At 70.8% G+C, this 23620-nt stretch carries 23 protein-coding genes; 13 read left to right on the top strand and 10 right to left on the bottom strand.

The window, feature by feature from the left end:
- Positions 1-106 precede the first annotated feature (106 nt).
- Positions 107-529 (bottom strand): YjbQ family protein, encoded by a 423-nt coding sequence (locus E5083_RS19305; RefSeq protein ID WP_135786941.1) that lies wholly within the window; start codon positions 527-529, stop codon positions 107-109.
- Positions 530-651: 122 nt separating this feature from the next.
- Here E5083_RS19305 and E5083_RS32265 point away from each other — a divergent pair, with 122 nt between their 5' ends.
- The 5 genes from E5083_RS32265 (at position 652) to E5083_RS19325 (ending at position 4708) form a co-directional block, all read left to right on the top strand.
- Complete coding sequence (locus E5083_RS32265; RefSeq protein ID WP_343235472.1) at positions 652-735, top strand: putative leader peptide; 84 nt, start codon at positions 652-654, stop codon at positions 733-735.
- A 143-nt stretch (positions 736-878) separates the two neighbouring features.
- Entirely contained in the window at positions 879-1748 is an 870-nt protein-coding gene (locus tag E5083_RS19310) for an ABC transporter permease (RefSeq protein WP_135786942.1), read from the top strand.
- Positions 1721-2476, top strand: a complete 756-nt coding sequence (locus E5083_RS19315; RefSeq protein ID WP_135786943.1) for an ABC transporter ATP-binding protein — start codon at positions 1721-1723, stop codon at positions 2474-2476. Before E5083_RS19310 ends, E5083_RS19315 begins: the two co-directional genes overlap by 28 nt.
- 44 nt (positions 2477-2520) lie before the next feature.
- Positions 2521-3534 (top strand): ABC transporter substrate-binding protein, encoded by a 1014-nt coding sequence (locus tag E5083_RS19320; RefSeq protein WP_208754088.1) that lies wholly within the window; start codon positions 2521-2523, stop codon positions 3532-3534.
- A gap of 16 nt (positions 3535-3550) precedes the next feature.
- The gene (locus E5083_RS19325; protein WP_135786945.1) at positions 3551-4708 is read left to right on the top strand and encodes an LLM class flavin-dependent oxidoreductase; all 1158 of its coding nucleotides are present in this window, start codon (positions 3551-3553) and stop codon (positions 4706-4708) included.
- A gap of 39 nt (positions 4709-4747) precedes the next feature.
- Here E5083_RS19325 and mltG read toward each other — a convergent pair whose 3' ends face one another.
- On the bottom strand, positions 4748-5626 hold the full coding sequence (mltG, locus tag E5083_RS19330; protein WP_135786946.1) for an endolytic transglycosylase MltG: 879 nt from the start codon (positions 5624-5626) through the stop codon (positions 4748-4750).
- Positions 5627-5708: 82 nt separating this feature from the next.
- A complete protein-coding gene (locus E5083_RS19335) occupies positions 5709-7448 on the bottom strand; it encodes an ABC transporter ATP-binding protein (protein WP_425276735.1) in 1740 nt (579 codons plus the stop codon).
- A gap of 178 nt (positions 7449-7626) precedes the next feature.
- On the opposite strand from E5083_RS19335, the gene E5083_RS19340 reads away from it, so the two are divergent.
- From E5083_RS19340 to E5083_RS19360, 5 genes are all read left to right on the top strand, one after another.
- Positions 7627-8073 carry a MarR family winged helix-turn-helix transcriptional regulator gene (locus E5083_RS19340; RefSeq protein WP_135786948.1) on the top strand — a complete coding sequence of 149 codons (447 nt, stop codon included), beginning with the start codon at positions 7627-7629 and terminating at the stop codon, positions 8071-8073.
- A gap of 208 nt (positions 8074-8281) precedes the next feature.
- Entirely contained in the window at positions 8282-10135 is a 1854-nt protein-coding gene (locus E5083_RS19345; RefSeq protein ID WP_135787057.1) for an ABC transporter transmembrane domain-containing protein, read from the top strand.
- Complete coding sequence (locus tag E5083_RS19350) at positions 10132-11913, top strand: ABC transporter ATP-binding protein (RefSeq protein WP_135786949.1); 1782 nt, start codon at positions 10132-10134, stop codon at positions 11911-11913. The genes E5083_RS19345 and E5083_RS19350 overlap by 4 nt, the downstream gene beginning before the upstream one ends.
- A 251-nt stretch (positions 11914-12164) precedes the next feature.
- Positions 12165-12635 (top strand): DUF5709 domain-containing protein, encoded by a 471-nt coding sequence (locus tag E5083_RS19355; protein WP_135786950.1) that lies wholly within the window; start codon positions 12165-12167, stop codon positions 12633-12635.
- A gap of 42 nt (positions 12636-12677) precedes the next feature.
- Positions 12678-12941, top strand: a complete 264-nt coding sequence (locus E5083_RS19360; RefSeq protein ID WP_135786951.1) for a type B 50S ribosomal protein L31 — start codon at positions 12678-12680, stop codon at positions 12939-12941.
- A gap of 17 nt (positions 12942-12958) precedes the next feature.
- Here E5083_RS19360 and E5083_RS19365 read toward each other — a convergent pair whose 3' ends face one another.
- Positions 12959-13753 (bottom strand): metal-dependent hydrolase, encoded by a 795-nt coding sequence (locus E5083_RS19365; protein WP_135786952.1) that lies wholly within the window; start codon positions 13751-13753, stop codon positions 12959-12961.
- A gap of 145 nt (positions 13754-13898) precedes the next feature.
- Here E5083_RS19365 and E5083_RS19370 point away from each other — a divergent pair, with 145 nt between their 5' ends.
- Both E5083_RS19370 and E5083_RS19375 read left to right on the top strand, forming a co-directional pair.
- Positions 13899-16412, top strand: coding sequence for a DEAD/DEAH box helicase (locus E5083_RS19370; protein ID WP_167513576.1), 2514 nt, complete (start codon positions 13899-13901; stop codon positions 16410-16412).
- Between the two features lie 19 nt (positions 16413-16431).
- Positions 16432-17298 (top strand): acyl-CoA thioesterase, encoded by an 867-nt coding sequence (locus tag E5083_RS19375; RefSeq protein ID WP_135786954.1) that lies wholly within the window; start codon positions 16432-16434, stop codon positions 17296-17298.
- Here E5083_RS19375 and E5083_RS19380 read toward each other — a convergent pair.
- Complete coding sequence (locus E5083_RS19380; protein WP_244317563.1) at positions 17285-18349, bottom strand: DUF6397 family protein; 1065 nt, start codon at positions 18347-18349, stop codon at positions 17285-17287. The two genes, E5083_RS19375 and E5083_RS19380, sit on opposite strands and share 14 nt — an antisense overlap.
- 127 nt (positions 18350-18476) lie before the next feature.
- Complete coding sequence (locus E5083_RS19385) at positions 18477-18890, bottom strand: roadblock/LC7 domain-containing protein (protein WP_030803533.1); 414 nt, start codon at positions 18888-18890, stop codon at positions 18477-18479.
- A gap of 92 nt (positions 18891-18982) precedes the next feature.
- On the opposite strand from E5083_RS19385, the gene E5083_RS19390 reads away from it, so the two are divergent.
- Positions 18983-19411 (top strand): PPOX class F420-dependent oxidoreductase, encoded by a 429-nt coding sequence (locus E5083_RS19390; protein ID WP_135786955.1) that lies wholly within the window; start codon positions 18983-18985, stop codon positions 19409-19411.
- Positions 19412-19418: 7 nt separating this feature from the next.
- Here E5083_RS19390 and E5083_RS19395 read toward each other — a convergent pair whose 3' ends face one another.
- The 4 genes from E5083_RS19395 to E5083_RS19410 form a co-directional block, all read right to left on the bottom strand.
- On the bottom strand, positions 19419-20021 hold the full coding sequence (locus E5083_RS19395; protein WP_135786956.1) for a GTP-binding protein: 603 nt from the start codon (positions 20019-20021) through the stop codon (positions 19419-19421).
- Positions 20022-20211: 190 nt separating this feature from the next.
- Positions 20212-20625: a DUF742 domain-containing protein gene (locus E5083_RS19400; RefSeq protein ID WP_135786957.1), complete on the bottom strand. Its 414-nt coding sequence runs from the start codon at positions 20623-20625 to the stop codon at positions 20212-20214.
- 18 nt (positions 20626-20643) lie between these two features.
- Positions 20644-21081 carry a roadblock/LC7 domain-containing protein gene (locus tag E5083_RS19405; RefSeq protein WP_030803522.1) on the bottom strand — a complete coding sequence of 146 codons (438 nt, stop codon included), beginning with the start codon at positions 21079-21081 and terminating at the stop codon, positions 20644-20646.
- The gene (locus tag E5083_RS19410) at positions 21078-23591 is read right to left on the bottom strand and encodes a sensor histidine kinase (RefSeq protein ID WP_135786958.1); all 2514 of its coding nucleotides are present in this window, start codon (positions 23589-23591) and stop codon (positions 21078-21080) included. Before E5083_RS19410 ends, E5083_RS19405 begins: the two co-directional genes overlap by 4 nt.
- Positions 23592-23620: the final 29 nt, after the last annotated feature.

Here is a 23620-nt window from a genome sequence, read left to right on the forward strand (position 1 = left end):
TCGGCAGGGGTTGTAAAGGATCGGCAAAGTCGTACGAGGACGATGACGCGGACCACAACTCGCCCGCGACGCGCACGCGTTCCCTCAGTTCAAGCGAAGCGCATCACTACCCGAGGAAGCTCAACCGCACCTGGCGGTTGGCGTTGTCCTTGTTCGTGTCGACCAGGCACACCGACTGCCACGTGCCCAGCTCCAGGCTGCCGCCGATCACGGGCAGCGTGGCGTGGGGCGGGACGATCGCCGGGAGGACGTGGTCGCGGCCATGACCGGGGCTGCCGTGGCGGTGCTGCCAGCGGTCGTCGGCCGGGAGCAGGGTGTGCAGGGCGGTGAGCAGGTCGTCGTCACTGCCGGCGCCGGTCTCGATGACCGCGACGCCGCAGGTCGCGTGGGGTACGAAGATGTTGAGCAGGCCGTCGCGGCCCGCCGCGACCTCGCCCAGGAAGCTTTCGCACTCCTGAGTCAGGTCCACGACCCGCTCACGGGACCCGGTGGCGACGTCGAGCACACGCGTGGTGAAGGCATCTGACATGCCTCCATCCTCACCCACCGTTCACGTTTCACGCCCTCCGGCACGACTGTTCCCCGAGACGGGCAGTCCACTGACCGAGACGCCGTTGACCGGCGAACACCCGCCTGGCTACGTTCACCGGCATGTCGCGTTCAGCCCTGCTCACCACGCGCGGTCACATCGACCTGCTGCGGGTGGCCTCCGCCGCGTGTCGCCCCGGCCGCTGACGCCTTTCTCCCGTTCCACCTTCGCCCTTTCTCCGGGCCGTCTCGCGTTCCCCGCCCGCCGCACGTGACCCTCCGCTGAGCCGAGGGCGCCGTGGCGGCGACGGGCGCACCCTCGTTCCCGCTCTCCATCGTGTGGAGCACCCATGAGCATCAGCCATGCCCCACCGCATCCATCCGACGCGGCGGGCACAGCAAAGCTGCCCGCCTCCCCCGCCCTGCAACGCCTCGTCCCCGCCTCCTCCCGGCGCACCCGGCTCCCCCGCTGGCTGCGCCGCACCACCGGCCCGGTCGCCCTTCTCATCCTGTGGCAAGTGCTCAGCGCCACCGGCGTGTTGGCCCCCGATGTACTCGCCTCACCGGGACGGATAGCCCAGGTCGCCGGTGATCTCATAGCCGACGGTTCGCTGCCCTCCGCGATGGGCATCTCCCTGCAACGCGTCGCCGGCGGGCTGGTCCTCGGCACCGCCGTCGGCACCGGACTCGCCCTGGTATCCGGGCTGTTCCGTATCGGCGAGGACGTGGTCGACGCGCCGGTGCAGATGTTGCGCACCGTGCCGTTCGTGGGTCTGATCCCGCTGTTCATCATCTGGTTCGGCATCGGCGAGACCCCCAAGATCGCCATCATCACGCTGGGTGTGACCTTCCCGCTCTATCTGAACGTCTACGCGGGCATTCGCGGCGTCGACTCCCAACTCATCGAGGCGGGCGAGTCGTTGGGGCTCTCCCGCTGGGGTCTCGTCCGCCATGTGGTGCTGCCGGGGGCGCTGCCCGGCGCGCTCACCGGTCTGCGCTACTCCCTCGGCATCGCCTGGCTCGCCCTGGTCTTCGCCGAACAGGTCAACGCCGACTCCGGCATCGGCTTCCTGATGGTCCAGGCCCGCGACTTCCTGCGGACCGACGTGATCGTGGTCTGCCTGATCGTCTACGCCTTCCTCGGCCTCCTCGCCGATTTCATCGTCCGCTCCCTCGAAAGGCTGTTGCTGCGATGGCGACCGACGTTCACGGGCCGGTGAGCCCCACGGCCACCCCGGTCGCGCAGGCCGTCCATGTCGAGGGGCTGACCCGCGCCTTCGACGGACGCGCCGTCATCGACGACCTCCATCTCGACCTCGCGCCGGGCGAGTTCGTCGCCCTGCTCGGCCGCAGCGGTTGCGGCAAGTCCACGCTGCTCCGGGTGCTCGCCGGGCTCGACCGGGACATCGACGGCACGGTACTGGTCCCCCGCCGCCGCGCGGTCGCCTTCCAGGCACCCCGGCTCATGCCGTGGAAGCGGGTGTGGCGCAATGTCCTGCTGGGCCTGCCCGGCAAACCCGAACGCGCCCTCGCCGAGCAGGCGTTGGAGGAGGTGGGGCTCGGCCACCGGGTGAACGCCTGGCCCAAGACCCTCTCCGGCGGCGAGGCCCAGCGCGTCTCCCTCGCGCGTGCCCTGGTCCGCGAGCCCGATCTCCTGCTGCTGGACGAGCCGTTCGGCGCGCTGGACGCGCTGACCCGCATCAACGCCCAGCGCCTGGTGGGTGAGTTGTGGCAGCGCCGGGGCTGCGCGGTCCTGCTCGTCACGCACGACGTGGAGGAGGCCGTACTGCTCGCCGACCGCGTCCTGGTGATGGACGGCGGCCGCATCGCGCACGAGCAGCGCGTCGAACTCGACCGGCCCCGTGAACTCACCGACCCCCGCTTCGCCGCGATCCGCGCCGATCTCCTGGCCCGTCTCGGTGTCGCGCCGACGGCCGAAGCGGCCTGATCCTCCCCGTCCCCTCGCCCCCCTCGCACATGAACGGACCCTTCATGCGACGACTCCTGGTCCCCGCAGCACTGCTCCTCCCCCTGACCCTCCTGCTCACGTCCTGCGGTGGGGACTCCGCCGCCGACACGGGTGCGCGGATCGACGGCTCCGGCTCCGTCACCCTCGCCGTCGGCGACCAGAAGGGCGGCTCCGAGGCCATCCTGCGGGCCGCCGGGGAGCTGAAGAACCTGGATTACCGGATCAAGTGGTCGACCTTCACCTCCGGGCCACCCCTGCTGGAGGCGGTCAACGCCGGGGCCGTGGACGTCGGCGGCGTCGGCAACACCCCGCCCGTCTTCGCGGCGGGCGCCGGCTCCAAGATCTCAGTGGTGGCCGCCTGGCACGGCACGTCCCGGGGCGACGCCATCCTCGTCCGCAACGACTCCGAGCTGACCAGCCCGAAGCAGCTCAAGGGCAAGTCCGTGGCCGTCGCCCAGGGCTCCTCCGCCCACTACCAACTGGTCGCCTCCCTCGAAACCGCCGGGCTCCATCTGAAGGACATCAAGGTCAAGTACCTCCAGCCCGCCGACGCGCTCGCCGCGTTCAACTCGGGCAAGGTCGACGCCTGGGCGGTCTGGGACCCGTACACCTCGCAGGTCCTCGAGGGAAAGCAGGGCCGGGTCCTCACCACCGGCGACGGTGTCACCAACGGCCTCACCTTCCAGGTCGCCTCGCCCGCCGCGTTGCGGAACTCCAAGAAGGCCGCCGCCGTCAAGGACTACCTGGCCCGGCTGCGGCGCGCGACGGACTGGGTCCACGGCCATCAGGCGGAGTGGGCCAAGGTGTGGGCGAAGGACACCGGCCTGCCGTACGACGTGGCGCTCGCCTCCGTGCGCCGTACCAACGCCACGCGTGTCGCCGTCGCCGTGGACAAGCCCCTCGTCGCCTCCGAGCAGCGGATCGCCGACACCTTCACCGAGCTGAACCTCATCCCGAAGAAGGTCGACTTCGGCGACTTCGTGGACCCGCGCTTCAACGGCGACCTGCCGCCCTCCACCACTCCGGCCAAGCACTGACACGGGAGGCCCCCTCATGACCGTACGACTCCACTGGTTCCTGCCGACCGGCGGCGACGGCCGCACCCTCGTCGACCGGCACGCTTACGGCTCCAACATCGGCCGCGAGACCCGCGGCCTGCGTACCCCCGACATCGAGTACCTGGCGCAGATAGCCAAGGCGGCCGAACAACTGGGCTTCGAGGCGGTGCTCACCCCGACCGGCACCTGGTGCGAGGACGCCTGGCTGACCACGGTGGCCCTGGCCCAGCACACCGAACGTCTGAAGTTCCTGGTCGCCTTCCGCCCCGGGCTGCTCTCGCCCACTCTGGCCGCCCAGATGGCCGCGACCTACCAGCGCCTCACCCGCGGACGGCTCCTGCTCAACGTCGTCACCGGCGGCGACTCCGCCGAACAGCGCCGCTTCGGCGACCACCTCGACCACGACCGGCGCTACGAACGCACCGACGAGTTCCTGTCCGTCGTACGCGGCGTCTGGCAGGGCGAGCCCTACGACTTCCACGGCGCCCACTACGACGTGGACGGCGGCCTCACCTCCCTCCCGCCGGACCCGGTGCCGGAGATCTTCTTCGGCGGCTCCTCCCAGGCCGCGGGTCCGGTGGCCGCCCGTCACGCCGATGTGTATCTGACCTGGGGCGAGCCGCCGGCCCAGGTGAAGGAGAAGATCCACTGGATTCGGTCACTGGCCGAGCGGGAGGGGCGCACGGTCCGGTTCGGCATCCGGCTGCACACCATCTCCCGCGACTCCTCCGCCGACGCCTGGTCGACGGCCAACCGGCTCCTCGACGACCTGGACTCCGACACCATCGCCGCCGCCCAGGCCGCCCTGGGACGCAGCGAGTCGGTCGGCCAGCGGCGGATGCTGGAGCTGCACGGCGGCTCCCGCAACCAGTTGGAGATCTACCCCAACCTCTGGGCCGGCGTCGGCCTGGTCCGGGGCGGCGCGGGCACCGCCCTGGTCGGCAGCCACGCGGAGGTGGCCGACCGGATCGAGGAGTACCACGCCCTCGGCGTCGAACACTTCGTCCTCTCCGGATATCCGCATCTGGAGGAGGCGTACTGGTTCGGCGAGGGCGTGATCCCCGAACTGGCCGCTCGCGGACTGCTGTCCTCCGACACCGCGTCCCGCGCCACCGGGCGCCCGGCCCCGCTCCTGGTCGCCCGCGGCCGCTGAGCCTTCCGGGCACCGCTCATCCCTGGCCGCCCCGGCCGCTCACTGGGGCGGCCGGGTGACCGGACTGTGGCTCCCGGACGGCGTGCCCGAGCCGGCACCGGCCTTCTGCTGGGCGTTGAAGTCGGCCACGTTCCGCAAATGCTGGGTGTAGTCGGCGGTGAAGCGGGTGTCGCCGGGCTTGACGGTGACGAAGTACAACCAGTCCCCCTTCGTCGGGTTGGTCACCGCCCGCATCGCGTCCTCGCCGGGGTTGTCGATCGGCGTCGGCGGCAGCCCCATGCGCTGGTAGGAGTTGTACGGGCTCTCGATCCGGGTGTCGTTGATGCTGGTGTGGACGGTGTTGCGCTTCAGGGCGTAGTTGAGGGTCGAGTCCATCTGGAGCGGCATCCCGCGCTCCAGCCGGTTGAAGACGACGCGGGCCACCTTCCCCATGTCGCTCTTGGTGGCCGCCTCGGCCTGCACGATGCTCGCGACGGTGACGGCCTCGTAGACGTTCATCGCGTTCCGCTGCGCTCCGGCCGCGACCGGTGCGCCGTTGAACCTGCGGTTGGCCGTCTCGACCATCTGGCGGAGCAACGACTCGGCGGTGGTGTCGTCGGTGAGGGTGTAGGTCGCCGGGAAGAGGTAGCCTTCCGGGTTGCCTTCGGCGGCGGACTCCAGCTTGAGCCCCGCCTTGGCGACGGTCTTGCGGGCGCTGCCGGGCGGCAGTGCGAGCGCCTTGTCGATCGCGTCGTAGATCTGGCTCGCGCGCCAGCCCTCCGGGATGAGCAGGGTCCTGGGCTCGTCTTCCCCGAACCCTCCCAGGCTCAGCGGCACCACCACGGCGGTGCCGGCCAGGACGGCGCCGACCCCGACGAGGGCGAGCCTGCCCCGGCGCGTCAGTCGCATCATGCTCCGTGACCGAGTCTTCGTCTGCATGCGGGCACGGTAGTACGCATATGACCGTAAACCCGACATATCTTCAGCTTGTCGACTCCTGATCGCTCGTCATGACGGCACGTCAGCCGGCAGGTTCGAGCTGAGCGTCCCGGCGCACCAGCGCCGCATAGCGTCCGTCGCGCTCCAGCAGTTCCTCGTGCGTACCCAGTTCGGCGACCCGGCCGGAGTCGAGGACGGCTATCTGGTCGGCGTCCCGGACGGTGGAGAGCCGGTGGGCGATGGTGATGGTGGTCCGGTCGGCCGACAGGGCGTCGATCGCGTCCTGGACCGCCACCTCGGTACGGGTGTCGAGGGCGCTGGTCGCCTCGTCGAGGATGAGGACGGGCGGGTCGCGCAGGATGGTGCGGGCGATGGCCAGGCGCTGCTTCTCTCCACCGGAGAACCGGTGTCCGCGCTCACCGACGACAGTGTCGTATCCGTCCGGCAGGGCGGTGATGTGGTCGTGGATCTGGGCGGCGCGGGCCGCCGTGTGCAGCTCGTCGTCGGTGGCGTCGGGCTTGGCGAAGCGGAGGTTGTCGGCGACGGAGGCGTGGAAGAGGTAGGTCTCCTGCGCGACGACGCCGACCGCGCGGGCGAGGGTGTCGAAGTCGAGGTCGCGGACGTCCACGCCGTCCACGGTGACTCGGCCCCCGGTGACGTCGTACAGCCGGGGCACCAGGCAGCCGAACGTCGACTTGCCGGCGCCGGTCGGCCCCACCACGGCGAGGCTTCCCCCGGCGGGCACGGTGAGGTCGATGCCGTCGAGGACCGGGCCGCTCTTGTCGTCGTAGCGGAACTCGACCTTCTCGAAGCGGACCTCGCCCTTGATCTCGTCGAGATGGACGGGGTCCACCCGCTCGGTGATGTCTATGGGCAGGTCGAGGTACTCGAAGATGCGCTGGAAGAGCGCGAGGGAGGTCTGGATCTGGACGCCGGTGGACAGCAGGCTCACGGCAGGCCGGAACAAGCCCTGCTGCAGCGAGACGAAGGCGACCAGCGTGCCCAGCGAGACCTCGGGACCGCCGAACTGGAGGGCCAGACCCGCCGCCCAGTAGATGAACGCGGGCATCGCCGCCATGACGATGGAGATCACCGCCATGCGCCACCGGCCCGCCATGCTCGCCCTGACCTCCAGATCGACCAGGCGCTCGGACTCCTCGGCGAAACCTGCGGTCAGCGAGTCGGAGCGGCCCATGGTGCGGCCGAGCAGGATGCCGCTGACCGAGAGCGACTCGGTGACGGTGGCGGCCATGACGGCCATCTGTTTCTGCCGGCGGGTGGTGATTTTCTTGCGCTCGTCCCCGACCCGGCGGCTGATCCAGACGAACACCGGGAGCAGGACCAGCGAGACGAGTGTGAGCCGCCAGTCGAGGGCGACCATCGCCACGATGGTGGCGACCACGCTGGTGGTGTTGGAGACCAGAGAGGTGGCGGTGGAGGTGACGGTCGCCTGCATCCCGCCGATGTCGTTGGCGATGCGGGACTGCACTTCGCCGGTGCGGGTGCGGGTGAAGAAGGCGAGGGACATCCGCTGAAGGCGGCCGTAGACGGCGGTGCGCAGGTCGTGCATGACGCGCTGGCCGACGGTGGTCGAGATCAGTGTCTGGAGGACGCCGAAGACGCTGGAGAGGACCGCGCTGAGGATCATGCCGAGCGCGAGCAGGCTCAGCAGTCCGGTGCGGCCCTGCGGGATCGCGACGTCGAGGATCTCGCGCAGGAGGAAGGGTGTGGCCACCGAGACCAGCGAGGAGGCGCCGACCAGCAGGCCGACGACGGCGAGCCGGCCGCGGTAGGGACGGAAGAGTTTGAGGATGCGGCGCACCTGCCGGGGTTGCTCCCCGGTGTCGGGTGGCGGCGTCCACGACGTTTCTCGTTCGAGGTTCAAAGGACTCCTAGGAAAGCGAGAAGGGCCGGACCGACGGGCGGCCGACTCTGGCTCATTGAGCATAGCTCATTGTTACCTGTACTCACAATGAATGGGGTCCTGATATTGTTCCCGCATGTCGACCCCAGATCCCGAGGGCGTGCTCGCCGAGCAGTTGCTGCGGCTGACCCGCCGGGTGCACCGCATCCAGAAGCGCCATCTCGAATGGCGTGACCTCGGTGTCACCCCCGCCCAGTCCCGGCTGCTGCGCACCCTCGCGCACTACGACTCGCCGCCGCGCATGGCCGACCTCGCCCAGCGCCTCGAAGTGGTGCCGCGTGCGGTGACGACCCTGGTCGACGGCCTGGAAGCGCATGGCAAGGTCCGCCGGGTGCCGGACCCCTCCAACCGCAGGGTCACCCGGATCGAGCTGACGGACGAGGGCCGCGCCACTCTGAGCGAACTGCACGGAGCACGCCGTTCCGCCGCCGAGGAGATCCTCGCCCCGCTGACCGAGAAGGAGCGGCAGGTGCTCGGTGTCCTGCTGGACACCCTGGTCGACGGCGACACCCCGATGCGGTGAATCCTCCGCCTGGCTCTCCCCTCATCCCCACGGTGGCGAACCGGGCGTAGCGGGGCGCCGGCGCGTGGCCGGAAGCTGGTGCGGGTCGTGCCACACCGGAAAAACCGTTTGAAATTCACCTCGGCTCAAGGCGAACCTTTCACGGCTTGCCGCCGCCTCCGGGTGTCGCCGCAGCATGCCCTTCCCTGACACGAGCCACTGGGACGCCATGCAGATCCAAGACCTTCCGTACTCAGATCCAGGCGTACCCGACGCGCGGTCCGGCCCCCGCCTGCTGTGGTGGCTCGGCCGCCACCAGTTGGGCGGACAGTGCAGGGCACTGCTGTGGGGCCTCCTCCACTTCGCCTCGGTCTGCGCCCTGCCCTTCTGTGTCGGCCTGGCCGTGCAGGCGGCCGTCGACCGGTCCGCCCGCCGGCTCGCCCTGACGGGCGGTCTGATGCTGCTGTGCGGAACCGCTATCGCGGTGGGCGATACCTTCCTGCATCGCGCCGCCGTCACCAACTGGATCACGGCGGCCGCCCGCCTCCAGCAACTCCTGGCACGCAAGGCCGCGTACCTCGGCTCCGCACTGACGCGGCGGGTCGCGGCGGGCGAAGTGGTCACCGTTTCGACGGGTGACGTGGAGAAGCTGGGATGGTTCGTCGAGGCGGTGTCCCGCTTCACCGCGGCCGCGCTGACGGTCGTCGTGGTCTGCGTCGCGCTGCTGGTCTACCAGCCGGCTCTCGGCGTGGTCGTCGCCGTGGGCCTGCCCGTGGTCGCGCTCGCGGTGCTGCCACTGCTGCCCAGGGCCACCAGCCGGGCCGACGTTCAGCGCGAGAAGGCCGGCCGCGCGACCGAGCTGGCCTCGGACACCGTGGCCGGGCTGCGGGTGCTGCGGGGCATCGGCGGCGAGGACCTGTTCCTCGACCGCTATCGCCGCGCCTCGCAGGAGGTACGCCACGCGGCCGTGCGCAGCGCCCGGATGTGGTCGGTCATCTCCGCCCTCCAAGTGTTGCTGCCGGGTCTGTTGCTGATCGTGGTCGTCCTGCGCGGCGTCCAACTGGCCCGCGAGGGCCGGATCACGGTCGGTGAGCTGGTCACCGTCTACAGCGCGGTCATGATCGTGAACTATCCGCTGCGGCACTTCGTGGAGATCGCCATGGCGTACTCCTTCTCCCGGCCCTCCGCCCAACGGGCCGCGCGCGTGCTGTCGTTGGAACGCCTCACGGAAACCGAGGGCTCACGCGCGGCCGAGTTGCCGGGCGGCGACCTGGTCGATCCGGCTACCGGTTTGCACGCCCCCGCCCATGGGTTCACCGCGGTGGTGTGCGGCGACCCCGATGTGGCGGGACGCCTCGCCGATCGCCTGGGCGGCCACGCCCCCGAGCCCGGCCTGTCGGTCCTGCTGGGCGGCGTGCCGCTGGACGAGCTTTCCCTCGACCAGGCCCGCACCGCCGTCCTGGTCCAGGACAAGGACCCGGTGCTGCTGTCCGGCACCCTGCGCGAACTCCTCGACGTCCCCGCCTCCGGCACCGTCCGCGCCGAAGACGCGCTGGCGGCCGCCCAGTGCACGGATGTGCTGGACGCCCTGGTGCAGGGGTCGCTGGACGCGGTCGACCCGATGGACGCACGGATCACCGAGCGCGGACGCTCCCTGTCCGGCGGCCAGCGCCAGCGTCTCGCCCTGGCCCGCTCCCTGGTCGCCGATCCGGAGGTCCTGGTGCTGGACGAACCGACCTCCGCCGTGGACTCGCACACCGAGGCAAGGATCGCGGACGGTCTGCGCCGGCTGCGCTCGGGCCGTACGACCGTGGTGCTCACCTCGTCACCGTTGCTGCTGGACCGGGCCGACGAGGTCGTCTTCCTCCACGAGGGCGAGGTCGCGGCGACCGGCAAGCACCGCGAGCTGATCGGCACCGAACCCCGGTACCGCGCCGTCGTCACCCGCGAGACCGAGGACGAGCAGCGCATGTCAGGGGACACCGCGGCCCCGCCTCCCCCACGGGATCGTCCGGACCCCTCCGACGGAGCCCCTCTTCTGGGCGCTCTCGAACCGCTCGAAGATATCGAGGAGAGCGCATGATCGGCGTAGCGCCACCGGCCTACGACCCGGCGGCCCCGACGACCGCCACCACCCTGCCCGTCGGCGCGGCGTCGACCGTGCGCGACTATGTGGCGGAGCTGTTCCGCCGTCATCGCCGGGCCTTCCTGCTGCTCATCGGCGTCAACACGATCGCGGTCGTCGCCTCCATGGTGGGCCCGTACCTGCTCGGCGGTCTGGTCGAGCGCGTCGCCGACCGGACCACCAACCTTCAACTCGGCCTGACCATCGGCCTCTTCGTGGTCGCGTCGGCCGTGCAGGCGCTCTTCACCCTGCAGGTGCGGCTGCGCGGCGCGATGCTCGGGGAGCAAATGCTGGCCGATCTCCGCGAGGACTTCCTCGTCCGCTCGGTCCGGCTGCCGCCGGGTGTGCTGGAACGGGCCGGGACGGGCGACCTGCTCTCCCGCATCACGACCGACATCGACCGGCTGTCCAACGCCATGCGGGAGGCCGTTCCCGAGCTGGCGATCGGTGTCGTGTGGGCGCTTCTGCTGCTCGGTGGCCTTGTCGTCACGGCCCCGCCGCTTGCGGCCGCCGTCCTGCTCGCGGTGCCGGTGCTGGTGGCCGGGTGCCGCTGGTACTTCAAGCGCGCCCCCTCCGGCTACCGCTCGGAGGCCGCCGGATACGCGGCCGTCGCCGCCTCGCTCGCCGAGACCGTGGACGCCGGCCGCACCATCGAGGCCCACCGCCTCGGCGCCCGCCGCGTCGCCCTCTCGGACCGGCGGATCAAAGAGTGGACCGTGTGGGAGCAGTACACCTTGTGGCTGCGCTCGGTGTTGTTTCCCGTGATCAACGCCGTTCACATCATCGTGCTGGGTTCCGTCCTCATGGTCGGCGGTGTCTTCGTCCTGCGAGGCTGGATGGATGTCGGACAGCTCACCACGGGCGCGCTGATCGCCCAGATGCTGGTCGACCCGATCAATCTCATCCTGCGCTGGTACGACGAGGTACAGGTCGCCCAGGTGTCGCTGGCCCGGCTCGTGGGAGTACGGGACATCGAGCCGGACGCCGGTGACGCGTCGCTGGTGCCGGACGGGCGGGACGTGGACGCGGACCGGGTGCACTTCGGTTACCGCGAGGGCGTCGACGTGCTGCGCGCGGTCTCCCTGCGGGTCGCACCGGGCACCCGGCTGGCGCTGGTCGGCCCCTCTGGCGCGGGCAAGTCCACGCTGGGCAGGCTGCTCGCCGGTGTCTACGCACCGCGGGACGGCCATGTCACGCTGGGCGGCGCCGAGCTGTCCGGGATGACGGCCGAACGCGTCCGTTCGCATGTCGCCCTCGTCAACCAGGAGCACCACGTCTTCGTCGGCTCCCTGCGCGACAACCTGCTGCTGGCCCGCACCGAGGCACGCGACGCCGAGCTGTGGGCGGCACTGGGCGCGGTCGACGCGGACACCTGGGCGCGGGCGCTGGACGCGGGGCTGGACACCGAGGTCGGTTCCGGTGGTCTGCCGCTGACCCCGGCCCAGGCCCAGCAGATCGCGCTCGCCAGGCTGGTGCTGGCCGACCCGCACACGCTGGTGCTGGACGAGGCGACCTCCCTCCTCGATCCGCGCGCCGCCCGCCACCTGGAGCGTTCGCTCTCCCGTGTCCTCGACGGGCGCACGGTGGTCGCCATCGCCCACCGTCTGCACACCGCCCATGACGCCGATGTGATCGCGGTCGTCGAGAACGGCCGCATCAGCGAGCTGGGCAGCCATGACGACCTGGTCGCGGCCGACGGAGCCTACGCGGCGCTCTGGCGTTCCTGGCACGGGTGAACGGGTGAGCGGCGGCCCACCGGGCCGAGGCGGAACCGGGTGGTGCGGCGGGCAGGCGGCCGCCTCTCGCCCACTACCCAGCGTTGCCGTTGCGCGGTCCCGAAGGGGGGTGGAAGGCTGGATGAAGGCACCGGGCCCGGAATCCGGGGGACGTTTTCCCGGCCGTTCCGTGGGACAGCAGGGTCGTGTGTGCCGATGGGCCCGCGCCCGTTCTCACGGCGTCGGGTCGTGCTTACCGGATGGAGGTCTACGTGAACAGCGCCGACGGATGGGGTGACGACGTCTACCAGCCCGACACCGACGAGATCCAGGAGGACTCGGGGGTGCTCGACGTCGAGGACACGTTGGACGTCGACGGTGTCGACGATCCCCTCGACCGGGGCTGGTCCCCTCCCGAGCGGCCCTGGGCGGTCGAGCACGACGGGGTGACGGCGGCGGAGCGCGCCGCCGGTGAGACGCTCGACCAGCGGCTCGCGGAGGAACTGCCCGATCCGGCCGCCCTCGACGGCGACGGTTTGGGTGACGTCGAGGGCACCGACGGCGAACTGCTCGACAACGAGGTCGGTCTTCGCCGTTCCGGCCGACTGGTCGCTCCCGACGAGGGTGTGCACGAGGACGACGAGAGCGCGCTCGTGGCCACCGACGTCGGCATCGACGGCGCCGCCGCCTCCGCCGAGGAGGCCGCCGTCCACATCGTCGACGAGGACTCCCTCCCCGGCTGATCCGGAAGCCTCCCGCCCCACCCACTCGTGCGAGGAGCCGCCATGCAGCAGGACAAGCAGCCCGGATACCGTCCGGTCGTCTTCCGCGACCGCTCGGCGGGCTACGCCTTCCTCACCCGGTCCACCGCCAGCAGCGAGCAGACCATCGAGTGGGACGACGGCGAGACATACCCCGTGATCGACGTGGAGATCTCCTCGGAGAGCCACCCCTTCTACACCGGCAAGGCCCGCACGCTGGACAGCGAGGGCCGCATCGACCGGTTCGAGCGCCGGTACGGCGGTCAGCGCCCGGACGCGAGCGCCTGACGAGCTCGTCCGGGGACTCAGATGAAGTTGAGCGCCGCGGCGCCGCCCACTCCGCCGAGCAGCATGAACGCGGGCATCAGTACCCGCAGCTCGACCCAGCTCCCCGCCCGGAAGCGCAGCACCTTCGGCGGCCCGATCGGGTACCAGCGCTTGCGGCCGACGGGAATGGGCCACAGGACGGGGCAGCCGGAGACGGTCAGCGCGTCCCCTATGTCGTGAACCAGGGCGCCCAGCACGACCGGCAGGCCCAGCCACATGTACGCCTGGCCCGGGTCGCTGAACAGCCAGTCGGCGCCCTGGCCCGGCTTGTCCAGCATCCCCGCCAGAATCCAGGCGCTGGTCGCCGCGAGCAGCCAGACCAGCACATCGCTGCTGGAGCCGCGTGCCGCCCGCCACAGCAGGCCCTCGATGGCCAGCACCATGTGCACGAACAGGATGGCCAGGACGCCCCAGCGGCCACAGGTGATCGCCACCGCGGAGCTGCCCACCCCGATCAGCACCGCCCACAGCCAGGTGTGCGTGAGAGTGCGGTGACCGCCCGTGCGGCGTGCGTCGCCCGGCTTCCGGGTGGCCTTGTAGACGGCGTACGACAGCTTGTCGACGATCTCGCAGATCCAGCGGGACACCGGTCCGAAGGCCCGCGAGATGGTGGCCGCCTTGTGGTCCAGGTCGGGGGCGAGCGCGGCACCGGCACAGACCAGGGAACCCACCAGCAGGACCGGCCAGGGCATCGGGTACCCGGAGGCGGCGGCCGCCGCTCCGACACCGAGCCAGGCCGCGGCCCCCGACAGTGAGTGTGCTGGTCCCATCATGGCCGCGTCCCCGCCCATTCCTCGTGTGCCGCTGTCCAGTTGACCTGCGGTGCTGATGATCCGTCGGCGACACAGCGTAGCCTCCATGATCTTGACGCCCGCAGCCGATTCCCCGGTTGACGGCATGGGCAGGCAAGATGGGGGCGTGACCCTCATCGATCAGCTCCCGCGGACCGCCGACCCCGACGCCCTGTACGAAAACTTCGAGTCGTGGGCCCAGGATCGCGGCCTCACCCTCTATCCCCACCAGGAAGAGGCGCTGATCGAGGTGGTGTCCGGGGCGAACGTGATCGTCTCGACGCCCACCGGGTCCGGCAAGAGCATGATCGCCGCCGGCGCGCACTTCGCGGCGCTCGCCCGCGACGAGGTCACCTTCTACACCGCTCCGATCAAGGCGCTGGTGTCGGAGAAGTTCTTCGAACTGTGCAAGATCTTCGGCACCGAGAACGTGGGCATGCTGACCGGCGACGCCTCCGTGAACGCCGACGCGCCCGTGATCTGCTGCACGGCCGAGGTGCTGGCGTCCATCGCGCTGCGGGACGGCAAGAACGCGGACATCGGCCAGGTTGTGATGGACGAGTTCCACTTCTACGCGGAGGGCGACCGGGGCTGGGCCTGGCAGATCCCGCTGCTGGAGCTGCCCCAGGCCCAGTTCATCCTGATGTCGGCCACGCTCGGTGACGTGTCCTTCTTCGAGAAGGACCTCACCCGCCGCACCGGGCGCCCCACCGCGGTCGTCCGCTCGGCCACCCGGCCGGTGCCGCTCTCCTACGAGTACCGGCTCACCCCGCTCACCGAGACGCTCACCGAGCTGCTGGAGACCCGGCAGGCTCCGGTGTACATCGTGCACTTCACGCAGGCGCAGGCCGTGGAACGGGCGCAGGCGCTGATGAGCATCAACATGTGCACCCGCGAGGAGAAGGACCGGATCGCCGAGCTGATCGGCAACTTCCGCTTCACCACCAAGTTCGGCCAGAACCTCTCCCGTTACGTACGGCACGGCATCGGCGTCCACCACGCCGGCATGCTGCCCAAGTACCGGCGCCTGGTGGAGAAGCTGGCCCAGGCCGGTCTGCTGAAGGTCATCTGCGGCACGGACACCCTCGGTGTCGGCGTCAACGTGCCCATCCGCACCGTGCTGTTCACCGCCCTGACCAAGTACGACGGCAACCGGGTGCGCACGCTGCGGGCCCGCGAGTTCCACCAGATCGCGGGACGGGCCGGCCGCGCCGGCTTCGACACCGCCGGACTCGTCGTCGCGCAGGCCCCCGAGCACGTCATCGAGAACGAGAAGGCCCTCGCCAAGGCGGGGGACGACGCGAAGAAGCGCCGCAAGGTGGTGCGCAAGAAGGCTCCGGAGGGCTTCGTCGGCTGGACGGAGAACACCTTCGAGAAGCTGATCGGGTCCGAGCCCGAGCCGCTGACCTCGCGGTTCCGGGTGACGCACACCATGCTGCTGTCGGTGATCGCCCGGCCGGGCAACGCCTTCGAGGCGATGCGCCATCTGCTGGAGGACAACCACGAGCCGCGCAAGCAGCAGCTCCGGCACATCCGCCGCGCGATCGCCATCTACCGCTCGCTGCTGGACGGCGGGATCGTCGAGAAGCTCGACAAGCCGGACGCCGAGGGCCGCATCGTCCGTCTCACGGTGGACCTCCAGCAGGACTTCGCGCTCAACCAGCCGCTGTCCACCTTCGCGCTCGCCGCCTTCGAACTCCTCGACCCCGAGTCGCCGTCCTACGCCCTCGACATGGTGTCCGTCGTCGAGTCCACCCTGGACGACCCGCGTCAGATCCTCGCCGCCCAGCAGAACAAGGCGCGCGGTGAGGCCGTGGCCCTGATGAAGGCGGACGGTGTCGAGTACGAGGAGCGCATGGAGCGGCTCCAGGACATCAGCTACCCCAAGCCGATGGAAGAGCTGCTCTTCCACGCCTACGACACCTACCGCAAGAGCCACCCCTGGGTCGGCGACCACCCGCTGTCGCCGAAGTCGGTCGTCCGCGACATGTACGAGCGCGCCCTGTCCTTCACGGAACTTGTCTCGCTGTACGAGCTGGCCCGTACCGAGGGCATCGTGCTGCGCTACCTGGCCAGCGCCTACAAGACCCTCGACCACACCATCCCGGACGACCTGAAGTCCGAGGACCTCCAGGACCTCATCGAGTGGCTCGGTGAAATGGTCCGCCAGGTCGACTCCAGCCTCCTGGACGAGTGGGAGCAGCTCGCCAACCCGGAGGTGATGACCGCCGAGGAGGCCCAGGAGAAGGCCGACGAGGTGAAGCCGGTCACCACCAACGCGCGCGCCTTCCGCGTGCTGGTCCGCAATGCCCTCTTCCGCCGCGTGGAGCTGGCCGCCCTTGACCAGGTCGACGAACTCGGCGAGATGGACGCCGACTCCGGCTGGGACGCGGACGCGTGGGGCGAGGCCATGGACAAGTACTGGGACGAGTACGAGGACCTCGGCACCGGCCCCGACGCCCGCGGCCCCAAGCTGCTGGTGATCAAGGAGGAGCCGCAGGACAAGCTGTGGCGCGTCCGTCAGATCTTCGACGACCCGAATGGTGACCACGACTGGGGCATCAGCGCGGAAGTCGATCTCGCCGCATCCGACGCGGAGGGCCGTGCGGTCGTCCGTGTCACCGATGTCGGTCAGTTGTGAGCACAGGAGAAACCCACCGATGACGAATCCGGCCGAGAGCCTGGTCGATCTGCTCGACCTGGAGCAGATCGAGGTCAACATCTTCCGCGGCCGCAGCCCGCAGGAGTCCCTCCAGAGGGTCTTCGGCGGCCAGGTGGCGGGCCAGGCGCTGGTCGCCGCGGGGCGCACCACGGAAGGCGACCGCCCCGTGCACTCGCTGCACGCGTACTTCCTGCGTCCGGGCCGGCCGGGCGTGCCGATCGTGTACCAGGTGGAGCGGGTCCGTGACGGACGTTCGTTCACCACGCGCCGGGTCACGGCCGTGCAGCAGGGCCGCACGATCTTCAATCTGACCGCCTCCTTTCACAAGCCTGAGGAAGGACCGTTCGAGCACCAGCTCCCGCCCGCCCGTGTGGTGCCGGACCCGGAGTCGCTGCCGCCCGTGGCCGAGGAGATCCGGAAGCATCTGGGCGCGCTCCCTGAGCAGTTGGAGCTGATGGCGCGCCGCCAGCCCTTCGACATCCGCTATGTCGACCGGCTGCGCTGGAACGCCGATGACATCGACGGTGCCGAGCCGCGCAGCGCGGTGTGGATGCGCGCGGTCGGTCCGCTCGGCGACGACCCGCTGGTCCACACCTGCGCGCTGACCTACGCGAGCGACATGACCCTGCTCGACGCGGTCCGCATCCCGATCGAGCCGCTGTGGGGTCAGCGGAACTTCGACATGGCGTCGCTTGACCACGCCATGTGGTTCCACCGTCCGTTCCGCGCCGACGAATGGTTCCTGTACGACCAGGAGTCCCCGATCGCCATCGGCGGCCGTGGCCTGGCCCGCGGGCGCATCTACGACGTGCACGGGCAACTGCTCGTGTCGGTCGTCCAGGAGGGCCTGTTCAGGTCCCTCTAGGGTGATCGTCGGCCGGTGCGCTCCGGGGGCTTCTGCGACGCAGCCAGGTCAGCAGCCCCCGGGGCGGTCGCGGCGCGCCGGCTCCGGGCCCATGGTCGCTTCGCCTCAGCGGCGGAGGGACCGGAGTTTCGGAGCCTGCTCGCGCCGTGGCGATGTCGACCGGTGCTGCGGGGGCCGCAGGTCGTGGTACTGGCAGTGTGGGCACTCGCCGTACACGCGGTCGTCGCGCGGCATGATCCCGCTGAGCCGGCACGATTGACGATGCGGACCGAGGTGCCCGCGTCGCTTCCAACTGCCGCGCCAGGTCCGCGCTCAGCCAGGCGATCTCGTCCGCGTCCTGCGCGGTCATGAGCTGCTCGCCGAGCAGCGCGGAAGGTGATCCGGGGGCGCCGTGCTCGGGCAGGTTCGGCCTCACGCGGTCCAACCTGGCCCGCTCGTAGGGAATTTTGACGATCTCCGCGACCTCCTCGCTCGGCAGGAAGGCGGCAATCGCTCCGGCTCGCGCCCATGGGTCCTCGGCCTGCCGCAGCAGGAAACCGAGGTGACGTCCCCGCCAGTTTCTCGGGCGCAGGTCGAGCCCGGCCGTCAACTGGCTCCTGAGTGTCTCGGGTGTCCTGCCCGTGATCAGCTCGGCGTGCTCACCGTTCGCCACGAACTCCCGCAGTTCCTCGGCCAGATACAGCCACACCACGGCTCGGTACCGGTTGAGGTAGAAGCGCACCGGGACCAGCAGTCCAAGCCGGGCGAGCCTGGCGAACCTGCCTTCGGAGACGCCCATGAGTGAGGCGCCCTCCTTGGTGCCCACGACGCGCACTCGCTCGCGGAGCGTCTGGGGAAAGCCGGCCTGCGCCTGAAGGCGGGCGATCTCGGTCCGAGCGACTCGCCGGCCGCCGCTTCCCTCGTCTGAGACGACGCGGATGCGGCCCAGCTCGACGGCAAGGTCGAACTCGTAGCGCTTGAGACCCAGTTCCCGAGCCGCGCGGCTCGGTGCGCAGAGCGCGGGGCGCTCCGGGGTCAGGGTGGTCACGGATGCGATGGTGGTTCCCGGCATGGCTCTGCTCCCCCGTGGAGTGGTCGGCTCACGCCCTGCGCGTTCGCCGTGCACACACCGTAGCCATATCCGCGCACTCCGTGTCGGGCCTGTGGATAACCCTCCGTACCCCCGCTGAACTCGGAGGTCAGAGTTCAGACACCGGAGAGTGCTCGGGCTGCCGAGCGTTCACGCCGAGGTGTTCGCCGACCCGGTTCACGAGCAGCGTCATCTCGTAGGCGATCTGACCGATGTCCGCCTCCGCGCCGCTGAGCAGGCACAGGCAACTGCTGGGCCCCGCCGCGGTGACGAAGAGTACGGCGTCGTCGTACTCGATCATGGTCTGCCGGACGCGGCCTGCGCCGAAGTGGCGGCCCGAGCCCTTCGCCAGACTGTGCAGTCCGGAGGAAACGGCCGCCAGATGCTCCGCGTCCTCGCGCCGTAGTCCGGTGCTCGCCCCGGTGACCAGTCCGTCGTTCGAGAGCACCAGCGCGTGGCGCACGTGGTCCACGCGCTGAGTGAGATCGTCCAGGAGCCAGCCCAGTCCCTGGTTCTGCGCCATGTTCGTTCTCCCCGTGTGGCCTCTCCCCCTGGCTGGAGGAGCTTTCCGCAAGCCTTCCCCACCTCCGGCGTCCCGGCAAGCAGGATGGGCTCATGGCACACAAGATGACCGACGAGGAATGGCGGGCGTTCGTCTCCCACGGCACCCGAACCGGCAAGCTGGCGACCGTAAGGGCCGATGGAAGCCCTCATATCGCCCCGATCTGGTTCCTGCTCGACGGTGACGAGCTGGTCTTCAACACCGGGGAGGGGACAGTGAAAGGGCGCAATCTCGCCCGTGACCCGCGGGTCGCGCTCTGCGTGGACGACGACCGGCCACCGTTCTCGTTCGTGGTGCTGAACGGACAGGCCCGGTTGTCCGAGGATCTGGACGAGATCCGCCGGTGGGCCACCCGGATCGCCGCGCGGTACATGGGCGAGGACCGCGCCGAGGAGTTCGGCGCCCGCAACGGCGTTCCGGGTGAACTGCTGGTGAGGGTGCACATCGACCATGTGGTGGCCGTGCAGGACCTCGCGGACTGAGGCGGCCTCAGCTCACCGAGTCGAGAAGCCGGGCGGTGTGCATGCGCCCGGCGTACTCGACGAGGCGGATCAGCACTTCCTTGCCGGAGTCGCGGTCACGGGCGTCGCAGAGCACCACGGGCGTGCCCTGGTCCAGGTCGAGGGCGCGCGAGACGTCGTGGGCGCCGTAGGGGCGCGCGCCGGGGAAGCAGTTGACGGCGACAACGAACGGGATGCGCCGGTGCTCGAAGTAGTCGACCGCAGGAAAGCAGTCCTCCAGGCGGCGGGTGTCGGCGAGGACCACGGCTCCCAGGGCCCCTTGCGAGAGTTCGTCCCAGATGAACCAGAAGCGGTCCTGTCCCGGCGTCCCGAACAGGTAGAGGGCGAGGCCGGAGCGGATGGTGATGCGGCCGAAGTCCATCGCCACGGTGGTGGTGACCTTGTGGTCCACGCCGTCGGTGTCGTCGACCAGTTGGCCCGCCTCGCTGAGCAGTTCCTCGGTGCGCAGCGGCCGGATCTCGCTGACGGAGCCGACCAGCGTGGTCTTTCCGACGCCGAATCCCCCCGCCACCAGTATCTTCAGCGCCAGGGCGGAGATGTCGTCGGCGGCTTCGTCGTGCTCAGAGGCCATGATCACTTCTCTCGGGAGGGCCGGCTGCGGTCGACGTGCTCGGGCGTGAGGTCAGCATCATGACAACTTCGACACCGCCTCGGGGGTTCGGACTGAAAAGCACCAGATGTGACCGACTTCCGGCCGATTGAGCACCGGAAGCGTGCGGAACGGCGGTCGAAGAGGCGCCGGGTCGGTCGTAAACGTTCATCTACAGGGCCCGCAACCCTTCGATGACCTCGCGCAGAATCCGCTCGTCCGGCAGATGCGCGGGCGGCACCGGGCGGCTGACGGTGACGCAACCCAGTTCCAGCAGGTCGCCCAGGAGCACGCGGACCACGCCGACGGGCAGGTCGGCGTCGGCCGCGAGTTCCGCGACCGACTGTGTCTCGGTACGGCACAGCTCGATCAGGGCCCGGTGTTCCGGGCCCAGCGCGCTGCCGTCGTCCACTCCCGGCGCGGCGGGGTCGAGGGTGACCAGGGCGATGAGGTCGAAGGGCACCCCGGTCGGGCCGGGCTGGGTGCGTCCGCCGGTCATGGCGTAGGGGCGCACCAGGGGCCCGGCCTCGCCGTCGTACCACTGGCTGCCCTCGTCGCGGAGGTCGCCCGGCGGGTTCTCGGTCATCGGTTCCGGCCTTCCCGGTCAGCCTGCCGCGGGCGGCCGTGAGCCGACGCGCGGTGCCGCGTAGAGGTGCTCACCCACGCGTCTGACCAGGCGTGCCATCTCGTAGGCGACCAGGCCGATGTCGGCGGTGGCCGCCGTGAGGACGGCGAGGCAGGAGCCGTCGCCGGCGGAGACCACGAAGAGGAAGGCGTCGTCAAGCTCCACCATGGTCTGGCGGACGCCGCCCGCGCCGAAGTGGCGTCCTGTGCCCTTGGCCAGGCTGTTGAAGCCGGAGGCCACGGCGGCGAGGTGTTCGGCGTCGTCACGGCCGAGACCGGTGGAGGCGCCGACCGCGAGGCCGTCGTTGGACAGCACGACGGCATGGCGCACTTCGCCCACCCGCCTGACCAGGTCGTCCAGGAGCCAGTCGAGTTCGCCGGATCGCTGGTTCGCGGTCGTGTTCGGCTCCTGGATCATGCGGGTTCTCCTTCGGTGCTGTCGCTGCCCGTCGCGGGCGCTGGTGCGGCGCGGCCGGGACGTCGGCCGCCGCCGCGCACCCAGCCGTCGCGGTAGGCAGCCATGCGGTCCCGCACGGTTTCCGGGGTGCGTCCCTCGTCGTCGGGTGATTCGGGTTCCGCTGCCGGTTCGGCGGGGCGCTCCTTGCGGAGCTGGGGCGCGAGGCTGGCCTGGCGCACGCGGCGCGGGAGGTCGTCCGAGGATTCGGAGTCGGTGGGCGGGCGGTGGGGCCTCAAGGTGCTGACTCCGGGAGGCGGTGTGTCGGGGATGGGTTCGGGGGGCGGTGGCACGGTGGCGGCCAGGGCGGGTCGCTCGGTCTGGGTGGTCACCGCGGCGGGGGCGGGCACCTCGGGCACGCGCGCGTACTCACGTTCCGGCTCCCGAGGAGCTGCGGGTGCCTCGGCGGGCTGCTCCGGGGTTCCTTGGTGGACCAGGGCGGTGGGCAGCAGCACGACCGCGGTGGTGCCGCCGTACGGGGAGGTGCGCAGGTGCACCTTGATGCCCTGGCGGGCCGCGAGTCTGCTGACCACGAAGAGGCCGAGGCGGTCGCTGTCGAAGAGGTCGAGGGCCTCGGACTGCTCGATGCGCCGGTTGGCCTCCGCGAGCGTCTCGGCACTCATGCCGAGGCCCCGGTCCTCGACCTCGAGGACGTAGCCGTTGCCGACCGGTTCGCCGGACACACGCACGCGCGTGTGGGGCGGCGAGAACTGGGCCGCGTTCTCGACCAGTTCCGCGAGCAGGTGCGTGAGGTCGGCGACGGCTGCCCCGATGACGGCCGCCTCGGGGAGCTGACGGACTTCGACGCGCGCGTAGTCCTCGATCTCGGATACCGCCGCGCGGACGACGTTGGTCAGGGAGACCGGCATGCGCCAGGCCCGGCCGGGTGCCGCTCCGGAGAGGATGATCAGACTTTCGGCGTGGCGCCGCATGCGGGTGGTGAGGTGGTCGAGCCGGAACAGGTCGCTCAGCTCGTTCGGGTCGTCGGAGCGGCGCTCCATGCTGTCCAGCAGACTGAGCTGACGGTGGACCAGCACCTGACTGCGACGGGCGAGGTTGACGAAGACCCCGGAGATGCCGCTGGCGAGTTCGGCGCGCTCCACGGCGGCGTGCAGGGCGGCCCGGTGCACAGTCGTCAGGGCCTCCGCCACCTGTCCGGTCTCGTCCTCGGCGGGCGGTCCGACGGGCGCCTCGGCCCGGATGTCGATCTCCGCACCGGCCCGGAGTTTCCGCATGGCCGCCGGGAGTTTACGGCGGGCGATCTCCAGAGCGTCGTTGCGCAGACTCACCAGCTCGACCACGAGCGCGCGTCCGATCCGGACCGAGATCACGAGCGAGGCGACGACGGCTGCGAGGCCGAACAGCACGGCGGCACCGGCAGGGCTCAGCACGCCGTGCGTGAACGGGTCGGCGCGGCCCGCGACCGCCCGGCTCGTGTCCGCCGCGATGGCGCTCATGTCGGCCTGCACGCGCGCGTGGGCGGTGGCCCAGGCCGAACCGGGGGCCGTGTCGACCGCCTGGGCGCCGGAGCCGGCGGCGAGAACGCGGTCCTCGGCGGCGGTGAGGGCTAGGTAGGCGCTGCCGTGCGCGACGCGGTTCCAGGCGGCGCGCTGGGCGGCGGGCAGGTCGGCGACAGCGACCTGGGTGAGAGTGCGCCGGTTGGCGACGGCGCCCTCCAGCAGCAGGGCACGTCGGCCTCGGAGCGTGTCGTCCGGGCGCGTGCTGCCGAGGACGGCGTTCTCCTGGGCCAGTGCTTCGGCGGCCCGCGAGAATTCCAGCAGCACGCGCGCGTCGGAGCCCACATCGGCCCGCTGGATGCCGGAGAGCGCTCCGTCCACGGCGAACGCGGTGTCGACGGTCCTGGAGTACCGGTCGTACGCTGACGCCCAGTCCGCCTCGCGGCCCAGCACGGCGGTCCGCAGCGCGCGGAGCTGCTCGACCCCGCCGACGAAGGTCTCCAGACGGCTGCCGACGCCCGCGGGGAGCTGCTGGCCGGCGGCGACGGTGCTGTCGTCACCGAGCCGCAGTTTCGCCACCGCCCGGTCGGTAGTGGCCGCGAGACCGCGCAGGTCGTTCCCGCGTGCCGCGTTCGGTTCGGCGGCGTACCGCACGGCGGCGGCCCGTTCGGCCTGGAGCGCGGCGACCGCGACCGCGACGGGCGTACGCAGCTCGGCGTCGACGCGCTGTGACTGGCGCAGCTTGGACACGTCCTGAGCGGTCGTCACGGTGGCGTACGCCCACAGCGCGAGGAGCGAGACCACCGGCACCATCAGGAGGCAGACCACCTTGGCGCGCACGGTCCGGGGGCGCATGTGCCAGCGACTCGCGCGCGGGGGCGCGTAGTCCGGCGCCATGTCGAGGTACGCCTCGGGGCCCTCGTCGGCCGGGGGCCCGGCGTGTGCGCGCCGGCCGCGCAACGGGGTCGGGGACTGCGCCGGTGGTCCGGCCTTCGGGGTGCTACGGGGTGGGCGCATGGCCTCCTCGCTCGGGCAGTGGGTCGGGG

Origin of the sequence: Streptomyces bauhiniae (genome assembly GCF_004784475.1) — a bacterium.
Classification (GTDB): domain Bacteria; phylum Actinomycetota; class Actinomycetes; order Streptomycetales; family Streptomycetaceae; genus Streptomyces; species Streptomyces seoulensis.

What these genes read in the sequence shown, in the direction of transcription:
- E5083_RS19305 (WP_135786941.1), bottom strand. Translation starts at nt 529, where the DNA reads ATGTCAGATGCCTTCACCACGCGTGTGCTCGACGTCGCCACCGGGTCC.
- E5083_RS32265 (WP_343235472.1), top strand. Translation starts at nt 652, where the DNA reads ATGTCGCGTTCAGCCCTGCTCACCACGCGCGGTCACATCGACCTGCTG.
- E5083_RS19310 (WP_135786942.1), top strand. Translation starts at nt 879, where the DNA reads ATGAGCATCAGCCATGCCCCACCGCATCCATCCGACGCGGCGGGCACA.
- E5083_RS19315 (WP_135786943.1), top strand. Translation starts at nt 1,721, where the DNA reads ATGGCGACCGACGTTCACGGGCCGGTGAGCCCCACGGCCACCCCGGTC.
- E5083_RS19320 (WP_208754088.1), top strand. Translation starts at nt 2,521, where the DNA reads ATGCGACGACTCCTGGTCCCCGCAGCACTGCTCCTCCCCCTGACCCTC.
- E5083_RS19325 (WP_135786945.1), top strand. Translation starts at nt 3,551, where the DNA reads ATGACCGTACGACTCCACTGGTTCCTGCCGACCGGCGGCGACGGCCGC.
- mltG (WP_135786946.1), bottom strand. Translation starts at nt 5,626, where the DNA reads ATGCAGACGAAGACTCGGTCACGGAGCATGATGCGACTGACGCGCCGG.
- E5083_RS19340 (WP_135786948.1), top strand. Translation starts at nt 7,627, where the DNA reads ATGTCGACCCCAGATCCCGAGGGCGTGCTCGCCGAGCAGTTGCTGCGG.
- E5083_RS19345 (WP_135787057.1), top strand. Translation starts at nt 8,282, where the DNA reads ATGCAGATCCAAGACCTTCCGTACTCAGATCCAGGCGTACCCGACGCG.
- E5083_RS19350 (WP_135786949.1), top strand. Translation starts at nt 10,132, where the DNA reads ATGATCGGCGTAGCGCCACCGGCCTACGACCCGGCGGCCCCGACGACC.
- E5083_RS19360 (WP_135786951.1), top strand. Translation starts at nt 12,678, where the DNA reads ATGCAGCAGGACAAGCAGCCCGGATACCGTCCGGTCGTCTTCCGCGAC.
- E5083_RS19365 (WP_135786952.1), bottom strand. Translation starts at nt 13,753, where the DNA reads ATGATGGGACCAGCACACTCACTGTCGGGGGCCGCGGCCTGGCTCGGT.
- E5083_RS19375 (WP_135786954.1), top strand. Translation starts at nt 16,432, where the DNA reads ATGACGAATCCGGCCGAGAGCCTGGTCGATCTGCTCGACCTGGAGCAG.
- E5083_RS19380 (WP_244317563.1), bottom strand. Translation starts at nt 18,349, where the DNA reads ATGCCGGGAACCACCATCGCATCCGTGACCACCCTGACCCCGGAGCGC.
- E5083_RS19385 (WP_030803533.1), bottom strand. Translation starts at nt 18,890, where the DNA reads ATGGCGCAGAACCAGGGACTGGGCTGGCTCCTGGACGATCTCACTCAG.
- E5083_RS19390 (WP_135786955.1), top strand. Translation starts at nt 18,983, where the DNA reads ATGGCACACAAGATGACCGACGAGGAATGGCGGGCGTTCGTCTCCCAC.
- E5083_RS19395 (WP_135786956.1), bottom strand. Translation starts at nt 20,021, where the DNA reads ATGGCCTCTGAGCACGACGAAGCCGCCGACGACATCTCCGCCCTGGCG.
- E5083_RS19400 (WP_135786957.1), bottom strand. Translation starts at nt 20,625, where the DNA reads ATGACCGAGAACCCGCCGGGCGACCTCCGCGACGAGGGCAGCCAGTGG.
- E5083_RS19405 (WP_030803522.1), bottom strand. Translation starts at nt 21,081, where the DNA reads ATGATCCAGGAGCCGAACACGACCGCGAACCAGCGATCCGGCGAACTC.
- E5083_RS19410 (WP_135786958.1), bottom strand. Translation starts at nt 23,591, where the DNA reads ATGCGCCCACCCCGTAGCACCCCGAAGGCCGGACCACCGGCGCAGTCC.